The sequence below is a fragment of the Cellulomonas endometrii genome, from assembly GCF_949769265.1.
Classification (GTDB): domain Bacteria; phylum Actinomycetota; class Actinomycetes; order Actinomycetales; family Cellulomonadaceae; genus Cellulomonas; species Cellulomonas endometrii.
Genome location: NZ_CATKPC010000019.1, coordinates 20574 through 36516 on the forward strand (window position 1 = coordinate 20574; position 15943 = coordinate 36516).

At 70.4% G+C, this 15943-nt stretch carries 8 protein-coding genes; all 8 read left to right on the forward strand.

Annotated elements, in window-relative coordinates; translation table 11 throughout:
* Positions 1 to 23: 23 nt before the first annotated feature.
* The 8 genes from QNH85_RS16630 to fusA all read left to right on the forward strand — a co-directional run bounded on the left by QNH85_RS16630 (position 24) and on the right by fusA (position 15851).
* Positions 24 to 2975, forward strand: a complete 2952-nt coding sequence (locus tag QNH85_RS16630; RefSeq protein ID WP_428830429.1) for an FAD-binding and (Fe-S)-binding domain-containing protein — start codon at positions 24 to 26, stop codon at positions 2973 to 2975.
* 308 nt (positions 2976 to 3283) lie between these two features.
* Complete coding sequence (rplJ, locus tag QNH85_RS16635) at positions 3284 to 3814, forward strand: 50S ribosomal protein L10 (protein ID WP_213281369.1); 531 nt, start codon at positions 3284 to 3286, stop codon at positions 3812 to 3814.
* 82 nt (positions 3815 to 3896) lie between these two features.
* Complete coding sequence (gene rplL, locus QNH85_RS16640) at positions 3897 to 4289, forward strand: 50S ribosomal protein L7/L12 (RefSeq protein ID WP_213281370.1); 393 nt, start codon at positions 3897 to 3899, stop codon at positions 4287 to 4289.
* Positions 4290 to 4888: 599 nt separating this feature from the next.
* Positions 4889 to 8395: a DNA-directed RNA polymerase subunit beta gene (gene rpoB, locus QNH85_RS16645; RefSeq protein WP_213281371.1), complete on the forward strand. Its 3507-nt coding sequence runs from the start codon at positions 4889 to 4891 to the stop codon at positions 8393 to 8395.
* Positions 8396 to 8522: 127 nt separating this feature from the next.
* On the forward strand, positions 8523 to 12392 hold the full coding sequence (locus tag QNH85_RS16650) for a DNA-directed RNA polymerase subunit beta' (protein ID WP_282948200.1): 3870 nt from the start codon (positions 8523 to 8525) through the stop codon (positions 12390 to 12392).
* Between the two features lie 452 nt (positions 12393 to 12844).
* A complete protein-coding gene (gene rpsL, locus QNH85_RS16655) occupies positions 12845 to 13213 on the forward strand; it encodes a 30S ribosomal protein S12 (RefSeq protein WP_122147700.1) in 369 nt (122 codons plus the stop codon).
* Between the two features lie 4 nt (positions 13214 to 13217).
* Positions 13218 to 13688: a 30S ribosomal protein S7 gene (gene rpsG / locus QNH85_RS16660; RefSeq protein WP_122147699.1), complete on the forward strand. Its 471-nt coding sequence runs from the start codon at positions 13218 to 13220 to the stop codon at positions 13686 to 13688.
* A gap of 45 nt (positions 13689 to 13733) precedes the next feature.
* The gene (fusA, locus tag QNH85_RS16665; RefSeq protein WP_282948201.1) at positions 13734 to 15851 is read left to right on the forward strand and encodes an elongation factor G; all 2118 of its coding nucleotides are present in this window, start codon (positions 13734 to 13736) and stop codon (positions 15849 to 15851) included.
* Positions 15852 to 15943 lie beyond the last annotated feature (92 nt).

The window sequence follows — 15943 nt, forward strand, 5'->3', positions numbered from 1 at the left end:
GGGCCGGTGCGAGACTGGGGCGCGTGTCGACCGCCACGTCCCTCCCTCCGGGCGCCGCGCCGCGCGCCGACGCCGCCGCCGAGGCCGCCGAGCTCGTCCGGGCCCTGCGCTCCGCGGTCGCCGGCGGCGTGGACGACTCCTCCCGGCGCCGCGCCGAGTACTCCACGGACGCGTCGAACTACCGGGTCGTCCCGTCCGTCGTCGTGTTCCCCCGCGACGTCGACGACGCCCTCGCGGCGCTGGAGGTCGCGCGGGGTCTCGGCGTCCCGGTGACGTCGCGCGGCGGCGGCACCTCGGTGGCCGGCAACGCGGTGGGCACCGGCGTGGTGCTCGACTGGTCCCGGCACGTCAACCGGGTGCTGGACGTCGACCCGGGCACCGCGACCGCGCGCGTCGAGCCGGGCGTCGTCATGGCGATGCTGCAGAAGGCCGCCGCCCCGCACGGCCTGCGGTTCGGCCCGGACCCCTCGACGCAGGCCCGCGCGACGCTCGGCGGGATGATCGGGAACAACGCGTGCGGGCCGCGCGCGGTGGCCTACGGGCGCACCGCGGACAACGTGCTGGAGCTCGACGTCGTGGACGGCCGGGGCCGCCGGTTCACCGCCGGCAAGGGCCTGGACCCGGTCCCGGGGCTGGACGAGCTGGTCCGCGCCGAGATGGCCACGCTGCGCACGGAGCTCGGGCGGTTCGGCCGCCAGGTCTCCGGCTACTCCCTGGAGCACCTGCTGCCCGAGCGCGGCGCCGACCTCGCCAAGGCCCTCGTGGGGACCGAGGGCACCGTCGTGACGCTGCTCGGCGCGACCGTCCGGCTGGTGCCGGTGTCCGCCGCGCCGGTGCTGGTCGTGCTCGGCTACCCCGACATGGCGACCGCCGCGGACGCCGTGCCCGCGCTGCTCGCGCACGCGCCGCTCGCGATCGAGGGCATGGACGCCCGCCTGGTCGACGTGGTCCGGCGGGTCAAGGGCGCCGCAGCGGTGCCGCCGCTGCCCGAGGGCGCCGGCTGGATGATGGTCGAGGTCGGCGGGGACACGCTCGACGAGGCGCTGGAGCGGGCGCGCGCCCTCGCGGCGGACGCCGGCACGCGCGCGGTCGGCGTCTTCCCGCCCGGGCCCGAGGCCGCCGCCATGTGGCGCATCCGCGAGGACGGCGCCGGGCTCGGCGGGCGCACCCCGTCGGGCGAGCAGGCGTGGCCCGGGTTCGAGGACTCTGCGGTGCCGCCCGAGCGGCTCGGGGCGTACCTGCGCGAGCTCGAGGCCCTGATGGCGAGCCACGGCGTGGACGGCCTCGCGTACGGGCACTTCGGCGACGGCTGCGTGCACCTGCGCCTGGACGTGCCGATGGAGCGGTCCGGCGACCCCCTGCGCGCCTTCATGACCGACGCGGCGCACCTCGTCGCCGCCCACGGCGGGTCGCTGTCGGGGGAGCACGGCGACGGCCGGGCGCGCTCCGAGCTGCTGCCCGTCATGTACTCCGAGCAGGCGCTGGCGGCGTTCGGCGCGTTCAAGGACCTGCTCGACCCCGATGACCTGCTCAACCCCGGCGTGCTGGTGCGCCCCCGCCCGCTGGACGCCGACCTGCGCCGGCCGCACGCCCGCCCGATCCCCGCCGGGCACGGCGGCTTCGCGTACGCGCACGACCACGGGGACTTCACCACCGCGGTGCACCGCTGCGTCGGCGTCGGCAAGTGCCGCGCCGACTCCTCGGCCACCGGCGGGTTCATGTGCCCCTCGTACCTGGCCACCAAGGACGAGAAGGACTCCACGCGCGGTCGCGCCCGGGTCCTGCAGGAGATGGCGAACGGGTCGCTGGTGTCCCGCGGCTGGTCCTCGCCGGAGGTGCACGACGTCCTCGACCTGTGCCTGTCGTGCAAGGCCTGCTCGTCCGACTGCCCCGCGGGCGTGGACATGGCCCAGTACAAGGCGGAGGTGCTGCACCGCACGTACCGCGGCCGGCTCCGCCCGGTGAACCACTACGTGCTCGGCTGGCTGCCCCGCTGGACCCGGCTCGTCACCGGCGTGCCCGGCCTCGCACGGCTGAGCAACGCGGTGCTGGGCGTGCGGCCGCTGGCGAAGGTCGTGCTCCGGCTCGGCGGCATGGACACCCGCCGGAAGATGGTCGACTTCGCCCCCGCGCCGTTCCGGTCGCGGGTGCGCCGCGGCGAGGTCGACGTGCGCCGCGGGGGAGCGCCGTCGACCGCGGGCGGGACGTCGCTGTCGGTGACCGGCACCTCGGGCCGGCCCCCGGTCCTGCTGTGGACCGACTCGTTCAGCGACGCGCTCGCGCCGTCGATCCCCGTCGCCGCCGTGCGGGTGCTCCGGGCCGCGGGCTACGAGGTCCTGGTCCCGGAGCACGACGCCTGCTGCGGCCTCACCTGGATCTCCACCGGGCAGCTCGACGGGGCCCGCAAGCGGCTCACGCACCTGCTCGAGGTGCTGGGCCCGTACGCCGTCAACGGCGTGCCGATCGTCGGGCTCGAGCCGTCCTGCACCGCCGTGCTGCGCTCCGACCTGCTCGACCTGCTCCCCGACGACCCGCGGGCCGTCGCGGTCGCCCGTGCGACGCGGACGCTCGCCGAGCTGCTGACCGCTCCGTCGCCGGTCGGCCCCGGCGACCGGTGGGAGCTCCCGGACCTGTCCGACGTCACCGCGGTCGTGCAGCCGCACTGCCACCACCACGCGGTCATGACCTACACCGCGGACCGGACGCTCCTGTCCGAGGCCGGGGCGTCGTTCTCGACCCTCGCGGGCTGCTGCGGCCTCGCCGGGAACTTCGGCATGGAGGCCGGGCACTACGACGTGTCCGTGCAGGTCGCCGAGCACGCCCTGCTGCCCGCGCTGCGCGAGGCCGCCCCGGGGGACGTGCTGCTCGCCGACGGGTACTCCTGCCGGACGCAGGCCGACCAGCTCGCCGGCGTGCAGGGCGTGCACCTCGCGGAGCTGCTCGCGTCGCACCTGCCCGGGGCGCCGCGCGACTGACGGGCCACCGGATCGGCGCCCGGGGCCACCGAGGAGCCGCTCACCGGCGGATTTGGGCCCCCGGCGCGCGTGCCGTAGTCTGGTCGCTGCCCAAGACCGCAGGTCGTCGGCTCCCGTGCTCTCCCCGCTTCCGTGGGGTGCGTCCGAGAGCCGCCCGAAGTCCCGCTCCGGCGGAGGCCCGCGCAGGTTTCGAAGTTCGATGGTCGTGCGTGAAGACGTGCGTGCTGCGAGCCCCGGCCTGCGCCGGGGCTCTTTCGCGTTCGGGGTCGAGGACGACGCCCTGCGGCACCACCATCGGAAGGATCGACATGGCGAGGCCGGACAAGGCAGCCGCAGTCGCCGAGCTCACGGACCAGTTCCGTGACTCGAACGCGGCCGTGCTGACCGAGTACCGCGGGCTCACCGTCGCGCAGCTCAAGTCGCTGCGTCGGTCGCTCAGCGGCAACGCGAACTACGCCGTGGTGAAGAACACGCTGACCGCGATCGCGGCCAAGGAAGCCGGCATCGAGGGGATCGCGGACGAGCTCAAGGGCCCGTCCGCCATCGCCTTCGTCACCGGTGACCCGGTCGAGGCCGCCAAGGGTCTGCGGGACTTCGCTCGCGCGAACCCCGCGCTGGTCATCAAGGGTGGTGTCCTCGACGGACGCGCCCTGACCGCCGCGGACGTCACCAAGCTCGCGGACCTCGAGTCCCGCGAGGTCCTGCTGGCCAAGGCCGCCGGTGCGATGAAGGCCAAGCTGTTCCAGACGGCTTACCTCTTCACCGCGCCCGCGTCGAAGGCCGTGCGCACCGTCGAGGCTCTCCGCGCCCAGCAGGAGACCGCCGACACCGCTGCCTGAGCCGACCAGGCTCAGCCGCCCCACACCCTGCCCCTGCCGGTCGCCGTGACCGGAGGGGATCGAGACGGAAGGAACCGCCACCATGGCGAAGCTCACCACCGACGAGCTCATCTCCGCGTTCAAGGAGCTCACCCTCATCGAGCTCTCCGAGTTCGTGAAGGCGTTCGAGGAGACCTTCGAGGTCACCGCTGCGGCCCCGGCCGCCGTCGCCGTCGCCCCCGCGGCCGGCGGTGCCGGTGCGGACGCCCCGGCCGAGGAGGAGAAGGACGAGTTCGACGTCATCCTCGAGGCCGCCGGCGACAAGAAGATCCAGGTCATCAAGGAGGTGCGCGGCCTCACCTCGCTCGGTCTGAAGGAGGCCAAGGACCTCGTCGACGGCGCGCCGAAGCCGGTCCTGGAGAACGTCAACAAGGAGACCGCGGACAAGGCCAAGGCCGCCCTCGAGGGCGCCGGCGCCACCGTCACCCTCAAGTGACCCGCCCCGGGGGCCCGGCGCTCACGCGCTAGGCCGCCCGGACGCTCCACGAAGGCCCGCACTCCCCCGGGGGTGCGGGCCTTCGTCGCGCCCGCCCGGCGCGCCGCCCGCGCCCTCTGCACGAGACTGCGCCCTCTGCACGAGACCGCGCCCTCTGCACGAGACTGCGCCCTCTGCAGAGGGCGCGGTCCCGGCTACCGGGCGCACTCCGCGGCGCCGGTGATCCGTGTCGCCGCACGGGCCGACGTCCCCGCCGAGGGCGCACGCGCCGCGCCCTTGCCGCCACGCCGTGCGGCGGCGCTCGACGCGCCCCGTGCGCGGTCGCCCCAGGACGCGACCGGACGTGGGCGGCGTTGCAGCGTCCGGACCCCGCGACGTGGCCGGGTCCCCGGCGGGTGTGGCGCACGTCCCATACCACGGCCGTTGGACTTGCCGCCACATTCGTACTACGCTAGCGCTTTGCGCTGGCCTGTGCCCGCGACCCCGTATAACCCGCGCTCACCAGCATCGTAGTACGCGATGCCCGGAGGCCCGAGGCCGGGGGGTCGCGAACCGCCGGGCACGGCGCAGGGAACTCGATCTGCTGGGAAGGACCCCTCTTGGCTGCCTCGCGCACCTCCTCCGCAACGTCCGAAGCCATCGCGAACCGCACCGCATCCCGCCGCCTCTCCTTCGCCCGGATCGACGAGCCGCTGGAGGTCCCCGACCTCCTCGGCCTGCAGACGGAGAGCTTCGACTGGCTGCTGGGCAACGAGAAGTGGCAGGCCCGGGTCGCCGCCGCTCTCGAGACCGGTCGCCAGGACGTACCGGAGACCGCTGGACTGGAGGAGATCTTCGAGGAGATCTCCCCCATCGAGGACTTCGGCGGCACCATGTCGCTGTCGTTCCGCGAGCACCGTTTCGAGCCGCCGAAGTACACGGCCGACGAGTGCAAGGAGAAGGACTTCACCTACGCGGCGCCGCTGTTCGTCACCGCGGAGTTCGTGAACTACACCACCGGTGAGATCAAGAGCCAGACGGTCTTCATGGGCGACTTCCCGCTCATGAGCGAGCGCGGCACCTTCATCATCAACGGCACCGAGCGCGTCGTCGTCTCGCAGCTGGTCCGTTCGCCGGGCGTGTACTTCGAGCGCACCGCCGACAAGACGTCCGACAAGGACATCTTCACGGTCAAGATGATCCCGAGCCGCGGTGCGTGGCTGGAGTTCGAGATCGACAAGCGCGACAACGTCGGCGTCCGCGTCGACCGCAAGCGCAAGCAGAACGCCACCGTGCTGCTCAAGGCCCTCGGCATGACCGAGTCGGAGATCCGCGAGGAGTTCGCGCAGTTCCCGGCCGTCATCGACACCCTGGAGAAGGACCACGTCCAGACCCAGGACGAGGCGCTGCTCGACCTGTACCGCAAGATCCGCCCGGGCGAGCCGCCGACGGTCGAGGCCGGCCGCGCGCTGATCGAGAACTTCTACTTCAACCCGAAGCGCTACGACCTCGCGAAGGTCGGCCGCTACAAGGTGAACAAGAAGCTCGGCATCGACGTGCCCCTGGCCGACTCGGTGCTGTCCAAGGACGACATCGTCGCCGCGATCAAGTACATGGCCGCGCTGCACGCCGACGTGACGACCCTCCCGGGCCGCCGCAACGGCGAGGCGATCGAGGTCCGCGTCGAGACCGACGACATCGACCACTTCGGCAACCGCCGCATCCGCGCGGTGGGCGAGCTCATCCAGAACCAGGTCCGCACGGGCCTGTCCCGGATGGAGCGCGTCGTGCGCGAGCGCATGACGACGCAGGACGTCGAGGCGATCACGCCGCAGACCCTGATCAACATCCGCCCCGTCGTGGCCTCCATCAAGGAGTTCTTCGGGACGAGCCAGCTGTCGCAGTTCATGGACCAGAACAACCCGCTCGCCGGCCTGACGCACAAGCGTCGTCTGTCCGCGCTGGGCCCGGGTGGTCTGTCCCGCGACCGCGCCGGCATGGAGGTCCGTGACGTCCACCCGTCGCACTACGGCCGCATGTGCCCGATCGAGACCCCTGAGGGCCCGAACATCGGCCTCATCGGCTCGCTCGCGACGTTCGGGCGGATCAACCCGTTCGGCTTCGTCGAGACCCCGTACCGCAAGGTCGAGAACGGTCGCGTCACCGACGAGGTGCACTACCTCACCGCCGACGACGAGGACCGCTACGTCATCGCCCAGGCCAACGCGGCCGTGCGCGAGGACGGCCGGTTCGCCGAGGACACGGTCCTGGTCCGCGTCAAGGGTGGCGACACCGAGGACGTCGCGGCCGAGGTCGTCGACTACATCGACGTCTCGCCGCGCCAGATGGTGTCGGTCGGTACCGCGCTGATCCCGTTCCTCGAGCACGACGACGCCAACCGCGCCCTCATGGGTGCGAACATGCAGCGCCAGGCCGTGCCGCTTGTCCGCTCCGAGGCGCCGCTCGTCGGCACCGGCATGGAGTGGCGCGCGGCGGTCGACGCCGGTGACGTCATCGTCGCCACGAAGCCCGGTGTGGTCACCGAGGTGTCGGCGGACCTCATCACGGTCGCGAACGACGACGCCACGACGACCACGTACCGCGCGGCGAAGTTCCGCCGCTCGAACCAGGGCACGAGCTACAACCAGCGCGTCCTGGTCGACCAGGGCCAGCGGGTCGAGGTCGGCTCGGTGCTCGCGGACGGCCCGGCGACGGACGAGGGGGAGCTCGCGCTCGGCCGCAACCTGCTGGTCGCGTTCATGTCGTGGGAGGGCCACAACTACGAGGACGCGATCATCCTGTCGCAGCGCCTCGTGCAGGACGACGTCCTGTCCTCGATCCACATCGAGGAGCACGAGGTCGACGCGCGCGACACCAAGCTCGGCCCGGAGGAGATCACGCGGGACATCCCGAACGTCTCCGAGGACGTCCTGGCGGACCTGGACGAGCGCGGCATCATCCGCATCGGTGCCGAGGTCGCGGCCGGCGACGTGCTGGTCGGCAAGGTCACCCCGAAGGGCGAGACCGAGCTGACCCCGGAGGAGCGCCTGCTGCGCGCGATCTTCGGCGAGAAGGCCCGCGAGGTCCGCGACACGTCGCTCAAGGTCCCGCACGGCGAGTCCGGCACGGTCATCGAGGTGCGCACGTTCAACCGCGAGGACGGCGACGAGCTGCCCGCCGGCGTGAACGAGCTCGTCCGGGTGTACATCGCCCAGCGCCGCAAGATCACGGACGGCGACAAGCTCGCCGGCCGTCACGGCAACAAGGGCGTCATCTCGAAGATCCTGCCCGTCGAGGACATGCCGTTCCTCCCGGACGGCACGCCGGTCGACATCGTCCTGAACCCGATGGGTGTCCCGGGGCGCATGAACGTCGGCCAGGTCCTGGAGGTCCACCTCGGGTGGATCGCCAAGCAGGGCTGGAACGTCGAGCTGGCCGAGGGCGACCTCTCCTGGATCGACGAGGTCCCGGAGATCGCCAAGTCCTCGACCCCGGGCAACCCGGTCGCGACGCCGGTGTTCGACGGCGTGCCGGAGGAGACCCTCACCGGTCTGCTCGGCTCGACGCTGCCGAACCGCGACGGCGAGCGCATGGTCGGCGTCGACGGCAAGGCGCGGCTCTTCGACGGCCGCTCCGGCGAGCCGTTCCCCGAGCCGGTGGCCGTGGGCTACATGTACATCCTCAAGCTGCACCACCTGGTGGACGACAAGATCCACGCCCGGTCGACCGGCCCGTACTCGATGATCACGCAGCAGCCGCTGGGTGGTAAGGCGCAGTTCGGTGGCCAGCGGTTCGGCGAGATGGAGGTGTGGGCCCTCGAGGCGTACGGCGCCGCCTACACGCTGCAGGAGCTCCTGACCATCAAGTCGGACGACATCCCGGGCCGCGTCAAGGTGTACGAGGCGATCGTCAAGGGGGAGAACATCCCCGACTCGGGCATCCCGGAGTCGTTCAAGGTGCTCCTCAAGGAGATGCAGTCGCTCTGCCTGAACGTGGAGGTGCTGTCCTCGGACGGCGTGTCCATCGACATGCGCGAGAACGACGACGAGGTGTACCGCGCCGCCGAGGAGCTGGGCATCGACCTGTCCCGGCGCCCGAACGCCGCCAGCTCCATCGACGAGATCTGACGCCGAGCGTCCGCCGGCCCTGCGCTCCCCGGAGCGATGGGCCGGCGGGCCGCCCGCACCCCTTGCACCATTCCGTTCCGCCGGACCGCGTACCGCGAGAACCGGCAAGCGAAGGAAGTAGGACCCCTTGCTCGACGTCAACGTCTTCGACGAGCTGCGTATCGGCCTGGCCTCGGCCGACGACATCCGTGCCTGGTCGCACGGTGAGGTGAAGAAGCCCGAGACCATCAACTACCGGACTCTCAAGCCTGAGAAGGACGGCCTGTTCTGCGAGAAGATCTTCGGTCCCACCCGGGACTGGGAGTGCTACTGCGGCAAGTACAAGCGCGTGCGCTTCAAGGGCATCATCTGCGAGCGCTGCGGCGTCGAGGTGACCCGCTCGAAGGTCCGTCGTGAGCGCATGGGCCACATCGAGCTCGCCGCGCCCGTCACGCACATCTGGTTCTTCAAGGGTGTGCCGTCGCGCCTCGGCTACCTGCTCGACCTCGCCCCGAAGGACCTGGAGAAGGTCATCTACTTCGCGGCCTACATGATCACGTGGGTCGACACCGAGGGTCGTCAGGAGGACCTCCCGAACCTCCAGAACGAGATCGACCTGGAGCGCAAGGAGATCGCGGACCGCCGCGACAACGACATCAACACCCGCGCGCAGAAGCTCGAGGCCGACCTGGCCGAGCTCGAGGCCGAGGGTGCGAAGGCCGACGCCCGCCGCAAGGTGCGCGACTCGGCCGAGCGCGAGATGGCCCAGATCCGCAAGCGTGCGGACGCGGAGATCGAGCGCCTCGACACCATCTGGGACAAGTTCAAGAACCTCAAGGTCGCGGACCTCGAGGGCGACGAGCTGCTCTACCGCCAGCTGCAGGACCGCTACGGCAACTACTTCGAGGGCTCGATGGGCGCGCAGGCGATCCAGAAGCGCCTGGAGGCCTTCGACCTGGAGGCCGAGAGCGAGAACCTGCGCGAGATCATCCGGTCGGGCAAGGGCCAGCGCAAGACCCGCGCGCTCAAGCGCCTCAAGGTCGTCAACGCGTTCCTCACCACGACGAACTCGCCGACCGGCATGGTGCTGGACGCCGTCCCGGTCATCCCGCCGGACCTGCGCCCCATGGTGCAGCTCGACGGCGGCCGGTTCGCCACGTCCGACCTGAACGACCTGTACCGCCGCGTCATCAACCGGAACAACCGCCTCAAGCGGCTCCTGGACCTGGGCGCGCCGGAGATCATCGTCAACAACGAGAAGCGGATGCTCCAGGAGGCCGTGGACTCGCTGTTCGACAACGGCCGCCGCGGCCGCCCGGTCACGGGCCCCGGCAACCGCCCGCTGAAGTCGATCTCCGACATGCTCAAGGGCAAGCAGGGCCGGTTCCGCCAGAACCTGCTCGGCAAGCGCGTCGACTACTCGGGCCGTTCGGTCATCGTCGTCGGCCCGCAGCTCAAGCTGCACCAGTGCGGTCTGCCCAAGCAGATGGCGCTCGAGCTGTTCAAGCCGTTCGTGATGAAGCGCCTGGTCGACCTGAACCACGCGCAGAACATCAAGTCGGCCAAGCGCATGGTCGAGCGCGCGCGCCCGGTCGTGTGGGACGTGCTCGAGGAGGTCATCACCGAGCACCCGGTGCTGCTGAACCGCGCGCCGACGCTGCACCGTCTGGGCATCCAGGCGTTCGAGCCGCAGCTCGTCGAGGGCAAGGCGATCCACCTGCACCCGCTCGTCTGCGGCGCGTTCAACGCCGACTTCGACGGCGACCAGATGGCCGTCCACCTGCCCCTGAGCGCGGAGGCGCAGGCCGAGGCCCGCATCCTCATGCTCTCGAGCAACAACATCCTGAAGCCGTCGGACGGCCGTCCGGTGACCATGCCGTCGCAGGACATGATCATCGGCCTGTTCCACCTGACCTCCGACAAGGAGGAGCCGGTGGGTGCCGGCCGCGCGTTCAGCTCGGTCGCCGAGGCGATCATGGCGTTCGACCAGGGCAGCCTGGACCTCAACGCGGTCGTGCGGATCCGCATGGACGGCCTGGTGTTCGCGCCGGGCACCGAGCCGGAGGGCTTCGTCGCCGACCAGCCGTTCCTGTTCGAGACCACGCTGGGTCGCGCGCTGTTCAACGAGCTGCTGCCGGTCGACTACCCGTACGAGAACGGGGTCGTCGACAAGAAGCGCCTGTCGGTCATCGTCAACGACCTGGCCGAGCGGTACCCGAAGGTCGAGGTCGCCGCGTCGCTGGACGCCCTGAAGGAGGCCGGCTTCCGCTGGGCCACCCGCTCGGGCGTCACGATCTCCATCTCGGACGTCGCTGCGCCGACGGCCAAGGCGGAGATCCTCACCGAGCACGAGGCGCGCGCGACGAAGGTGCAGGGCCAGTACGACAAGGGCCTCATCACCGACGACGAGCGTCGCCAGGAGCTCATCGAGATCTGGACGCAGGCCACCGACAAGGTCGCCAAGGCGATGCAGGAGAACTTCTCGGCGCGCAACACCGTGTTCCGCATGGTCGGCTCCGGTGCGCGAGGCAACTGGATGCAGGTCCGGCAGATCGCCGGTATGCGCGGTCTGGTGGCGAACCCGAAGGGCGAGATCATCCCCCGCCCGATCAAGGCGAACTACCGCGAGGGCCTGTCCGTCCTGGAGTACTTCATCGCGACGCACGGCGCCCGCAAGGGTCTGGCGGACACCGCTCTGCGGACCGCCGACTCGGGCTACCTGACCCGTCGTCTGGTGGACGTCTCGCAGGACGTCATCGTCCGCGAGGAGGACTGCGGCACCGAGCGCGGCCTGACGATGCCGATCGGCGTCAAGGCGGCGGACGGCACGCTGCGCCGGCACGACAAGGTCGAGACCTCGGTGTTCTCCCGCACCCTGGCGACCGACGCCGAGATCGACGGCGAGGTCATCGGGCACGCGGGTGAGGACATCGGCGACGTGCTGCTGGACCGCCTGCTGGCGGCCGGTGTCGAGTCGCTGAAGGTCCGCTCCGTGCTGACCTGCGAGTCGCGCGTCGGCACCTGCGCGAAGTGCTACGGCCGTTCGCTGGCCACCGGCAAGCTCGTCGACATCGGCGAGGCCGTCGGCATCATCGCGGCCCAGTCGATCGGTGAGCCCGGCACCCAGCTGACGATGCGTACCTTCCACACCGGTGGTGTCGCGTCGGCGGAGGACATCACGCAGGGTCTGCCGCGTGTCCAGGAGCTCTTCGAGGCCCGCACCCCCAAGGGTGAGAGCCCGATCGCGGAGTTCTCCGGCCGGATCACGATCGACGAGGCGGACCGCACGCGCCGCATCGTCCTCACCCCGGACGACGGCTCCGAGGAGATCGCCTACCCGATCACCAAGCGCTCGCGCCTGCTGGTCAGCGACGGCGACCACGTCGAGGTCGGCACGCAGCTCGTGCAGGGTGCGGTGGACCCGAAGAAGGTCCTGCGCATCCTCGGCCCCCGCGCCACCCAGAAGCACCTGGTGGACGAGGTCCAGGAGGTCTACAACTCCCAGGGCGTGGACATCCACGACAAGCACATCGAGGTCATCGTGCGGCAGATGCTGCGTCGCGTGACCGTGCTGGACTCCGGGGACACGGGCCTCCTGCCGGGCGAGCTCGCCGAGCGCGGCCGGTTCGAGGACTTCAACCGCCGTGCGGTCGCCGAGGGTGGCCAGCCGGCCTCGGGCCGTCCGGAGCTGATGGGCATCACGAAGGCGTCGCTCGCGACGGACTCGTGGCTGTCGGCGGCGTCCTTCCAGGAGACGACGCGCGTCCTCACCGAGGCCGCGATGTCGGGCCGCTCCGACCCGCTGCTGGGCCTGAAGGAGAACGTGATCCTCGGCAAGCTGATCCCCGCCGGCACCGGTCTTCCCCGGTACCACGAGGTGTCGGTCGAGCCCACCGAGGAGGCGAAGGCCGAGCTGTACCCGTCCTTCGGCTACGACGAGATCGACTTCCCCGCCCTGGGCCTCGGCTCGGGCGAGGCGATCCCGCTCGAGGACATCGACTTCGGCGACTACCGCTGACGTCGCGCCTCACCGGTCCGAGGGGGTCCGCCGTGCTCGTCACGGCGGGCCCCCTCGGCCGTGCACCGGCCGCCCGGGCCCTCCCGCCGGGAACACACGGCGGGGGAGCGACGTTGTGCTTCCTGACCGACGTGGCAGGCCGGCACCCTCAGGCTTTGACGGGTGCGCGGACCGCCGAGTAACGTTGGACACCGTGCCCGCGCCGTCGGGCCCTCGCGCGCGCTCGACTCCGAGCGCAGGGTGGTCACCCCCACCGCACCGCACCTCGACCCCGGTCTCCCGGGGGATGGTGTGCGGGACGGGACCGGGACGACACGCCCGGGTGCGGGGGTCGGTGCGGGAGGAAAGACCCACCGGGGTAGTCGCGCGACGGGCGACGATCCGGACCAAGCCGGCCGTCCAGGGTGACGGGTGCCGGTCAGACCAGACTTCCTCAACATGACGGAGACGTAGTGCCTACGATCCAGCAGCTGGTCCGCAAGGGCCGGACGCCGAAGACCAACAAGTCGAAGACGCCCGCACTGCAGGGCAGCCCGCAGCGCCGCGGCGTCTGCACCCGCGTGTACACGACCACCCCGAAGAAGCCGAACTCGGCTCTCCGCAAGGTCGCCCGCGTCAAGCTCTCCTCGGGCATCGAGGTCACGGCCTACATCCCCGGTGAGGGCCACAACCTGCAGGAGCACTCCATCGTGCTCGTCCGCGGCGGTCGCGTGAAGGACCTGCCCGGTGTCCGCTACAAGATCATCCGAGGCGCTCTGGACACCCAGGGCGTGAAGAACCGTAAGCAGGCGCGTAGCCGCTACGGCGCGAAGAAGGGCTGAACCGATGCCTCGCAAGGGTCCGGCCCCTCGGCGGCCGCTCATCGTCGACCCGGTCTACGGATCCCCGGTCGTCACCCAGCTGATCAACAAGGTCCTGCTCGACGGCAAGAAGTCCGTCGCCGAGGCCATCGTCTACGGCGCGCTCGAGGGCGTCCGTGAGAAGACCCAGGGCGACCCGGTCGTCGTCCTCAAGCGCGCGCTGGACAACGTCCGCCCGTCGCTCGAGGTGCGCTCCCGCCGTGTCGGTGGCGCGACCTACCAGGTCCCGGTCGAGGTCCGCCCCGTCCGCCAGACCACCCTCGCGCTGCGCTGGCTCACGGACTACTCCCGCGCCCGTCGCGAGAAGACCATGACCGAGCGCCTCATGAACGAGATCCTCGACGCCAGCAACGGCCTGGGCGCCGCGGTCAAGCGCCGCGAGGACATGCACAAGATGGCCGAGTCCAACAAGGCGTTCGCCCACTACCGCTGGTGATCCCAGCGGGACCGGCGGACCCGAGCCAACTGAAGGGCTGAACCTGTGGCACTGGACGTGCTGACGGACCTCAACAAGGTCCGCAACATCGGCATCATGGCGCACATCGATGCCGGCAAGACCACGACGACCGAGCGGATCCTGTACTACACGGGCGTCAACTACAAGATCGGCGAGACCCACGACGGTGCGTCGACCACGGACTGGATGGAGCAGGAGCAGGAGCGTGGCATCACGATCACGTCTGCTGCTGTGACCGCCTTCTGGAACAAGGGCAAGTCGAACGAGACGCAGATCAACGTCATCGACACGCCCGGTCACGTCGACTTCACCGTCGAGGTGGAGCGTTCGCTGCGCGTGCTCGACGGCGCGGTCGCGGTGTTCGACGGCAAGGAGGGCGTGGAGCCCCAGTCGGAGACCGTCTGGCGCCAGGCCGACAAGTACGAGGTCCCCCGCATCTGCTTCGTCAACAAGATGGACAAGCTCGGCGCGGACTTCTACTTCACGGTCGACACCATCGTGAACCGCCTCAAGGCCAAGCCGCTGGTCATCCAGCTGCCGATCGGCTCCGAGAACGACTTCATCGGCGTCGTCGACCTGGTCGAGATGCGCGCGCTCGTGTGGCGTGGCGAGACCGAGATGGGCGCGAAGTACGAGGTCGAGGAGATCCCGGCCGACCTCCTGGAGCGGGCCGAGCAGTTCCGCAGCGAGCTGCTCGAGGCCGTCGCCGAGACCGACGACGACCTGCTCGAGAAGTTCCTGGGCGGTGAGGAGCTCACGGTCGCCGAGATCAAGTCCGGCATCCGCAAGCTCACCATCTCCGGCGAGGCGTTCCCGGTCCTGTGCGGCTCGGCGTTCAAGAACAAGGGCGTCCAGCCCATGCTCGACGCCGTCGTCGACTTCCTCCCGTCGCCCCTCGACGTCCCGGCCATCCAGGGCCACGACGTCAAGGACGAAGAGGTCGTCATCGAGCGCCACCCGGACGCCTCCGAGCCGTTCTCGGCCCTGGCGTTCAAGATCGCCGCGCACCCGTTCTTCGGCAAGCTCACCTTCATCCGCGTGTACTCGGGGAAGGTCGTGCAGGGCGCCCAGGTGCTCAACGCGACCAAGGGCAAGAAGGAGCGCATCGGGAAGATCTTCCAGATGCACGCCAACAAGGAGAACCCGGTCGACGAGGCCACGGCGGGCCACATCTACGCGTTCATCGGCCTGAAGGACGTCACCACCGGTGACACCCTCTGCGCCCTCGACGCGCCGGTGGTCCTGGAGTCCATGACCTTCCCGGAGCCCGTCATCGACGTGGCGATCGAGCCGAAGACCAAGGGCGACCAGGAGAAGCTCTCCACGGCGATCCAGAAGCTCGCCGAGGAGGACCCGACCTTCCGCGTCCGCCTGGACGAGGAGACCGGCCAGACCGTCATCGGCGGCATGGGCGAGCTCCACCTCGACATCCTCGTCGACCGCATGCGTCGCGAGTTCAAGGTCGAGGCGAACGTCGGCAAGCCGCAGGTGGCGTACCGCGAGACGATCCGCCGCAAGGTGGAGAAGATCGACTACACCCACAAGAAGCAGACCGGTGGGTCGGGCCAGTTCGCGAAGGTGCAGATGACCTTCGAGCCGCTGGAGTCCGAGGACGGCGCGCTGTACGCGTTCGAGAACGCGGTCACCGGTGGCCGCGTGCCGCGCGAGTACATCCCGTCGGTCGACCAGGGCATCCAGAGCGCCATGCAGCTCGGTGTGCTGGCCGGCTTCCCGCTGGTCGGCATCAAGGCCACGCTGCTCGACGGTGCCGCGCACGACGTCGACTCGTCCGAGATGGCGTTCAAGATCGCCGGCTCCATGATCCTCAAGGAGGCAGTCCGCAAGGCGGACCCGGTCCTCCTCGAGCCGATCATGGCGGTCGAGGTCCGGACGCCCGAGGACTACATGGGCGACGTGATCGGCGACATCAACTCGCGGCGCGGCATGATCCAGTCCATGGAGGACGCGACGGGCGTGAAGGTGATCCGCGCCCAGGTCCCCCTCTCCGAGATGTTCGGGTACGTCGGTGACCTGCGGTCGAAGACCCAGGGTCGCGCTGTGTACTCGATGCAGTTCGACAGCTACGCCGAGGTGCCTCGGAATGTTGCCGACGAGATCATCAAGAAGACCCGGGGCGAGTAGTCCCACAGGTCGAACCGAGTACGACCAATCAACCCGACCCGTAGGACCGCACGTCCGCAGGGGCACTGAGCCCCTGCATCGTTCGGCAATCT

Coding starts and splice junctions, on each gene's coding strand:
- rpsG (WP_122147699.1), top strand. CDS start 13,218: ATGCCTCGCAAGGGTCCGGCCCCTCGGCGGCCGCTCATCGTCGACCCG.
- rplJ (WP_213281369.1), top strand. CDS start 3,284: ATGGCGAGGCCGGACAAGGCAGCCGCAGTCGCCGAGCTCACGGACCAG.
- rplL (WP_213281370.1), top strand. CDS start 3,897: ATGGCGAAGCTCACCACCGACGAGCTCATCTCCGCGTTCAAGGAGCTC.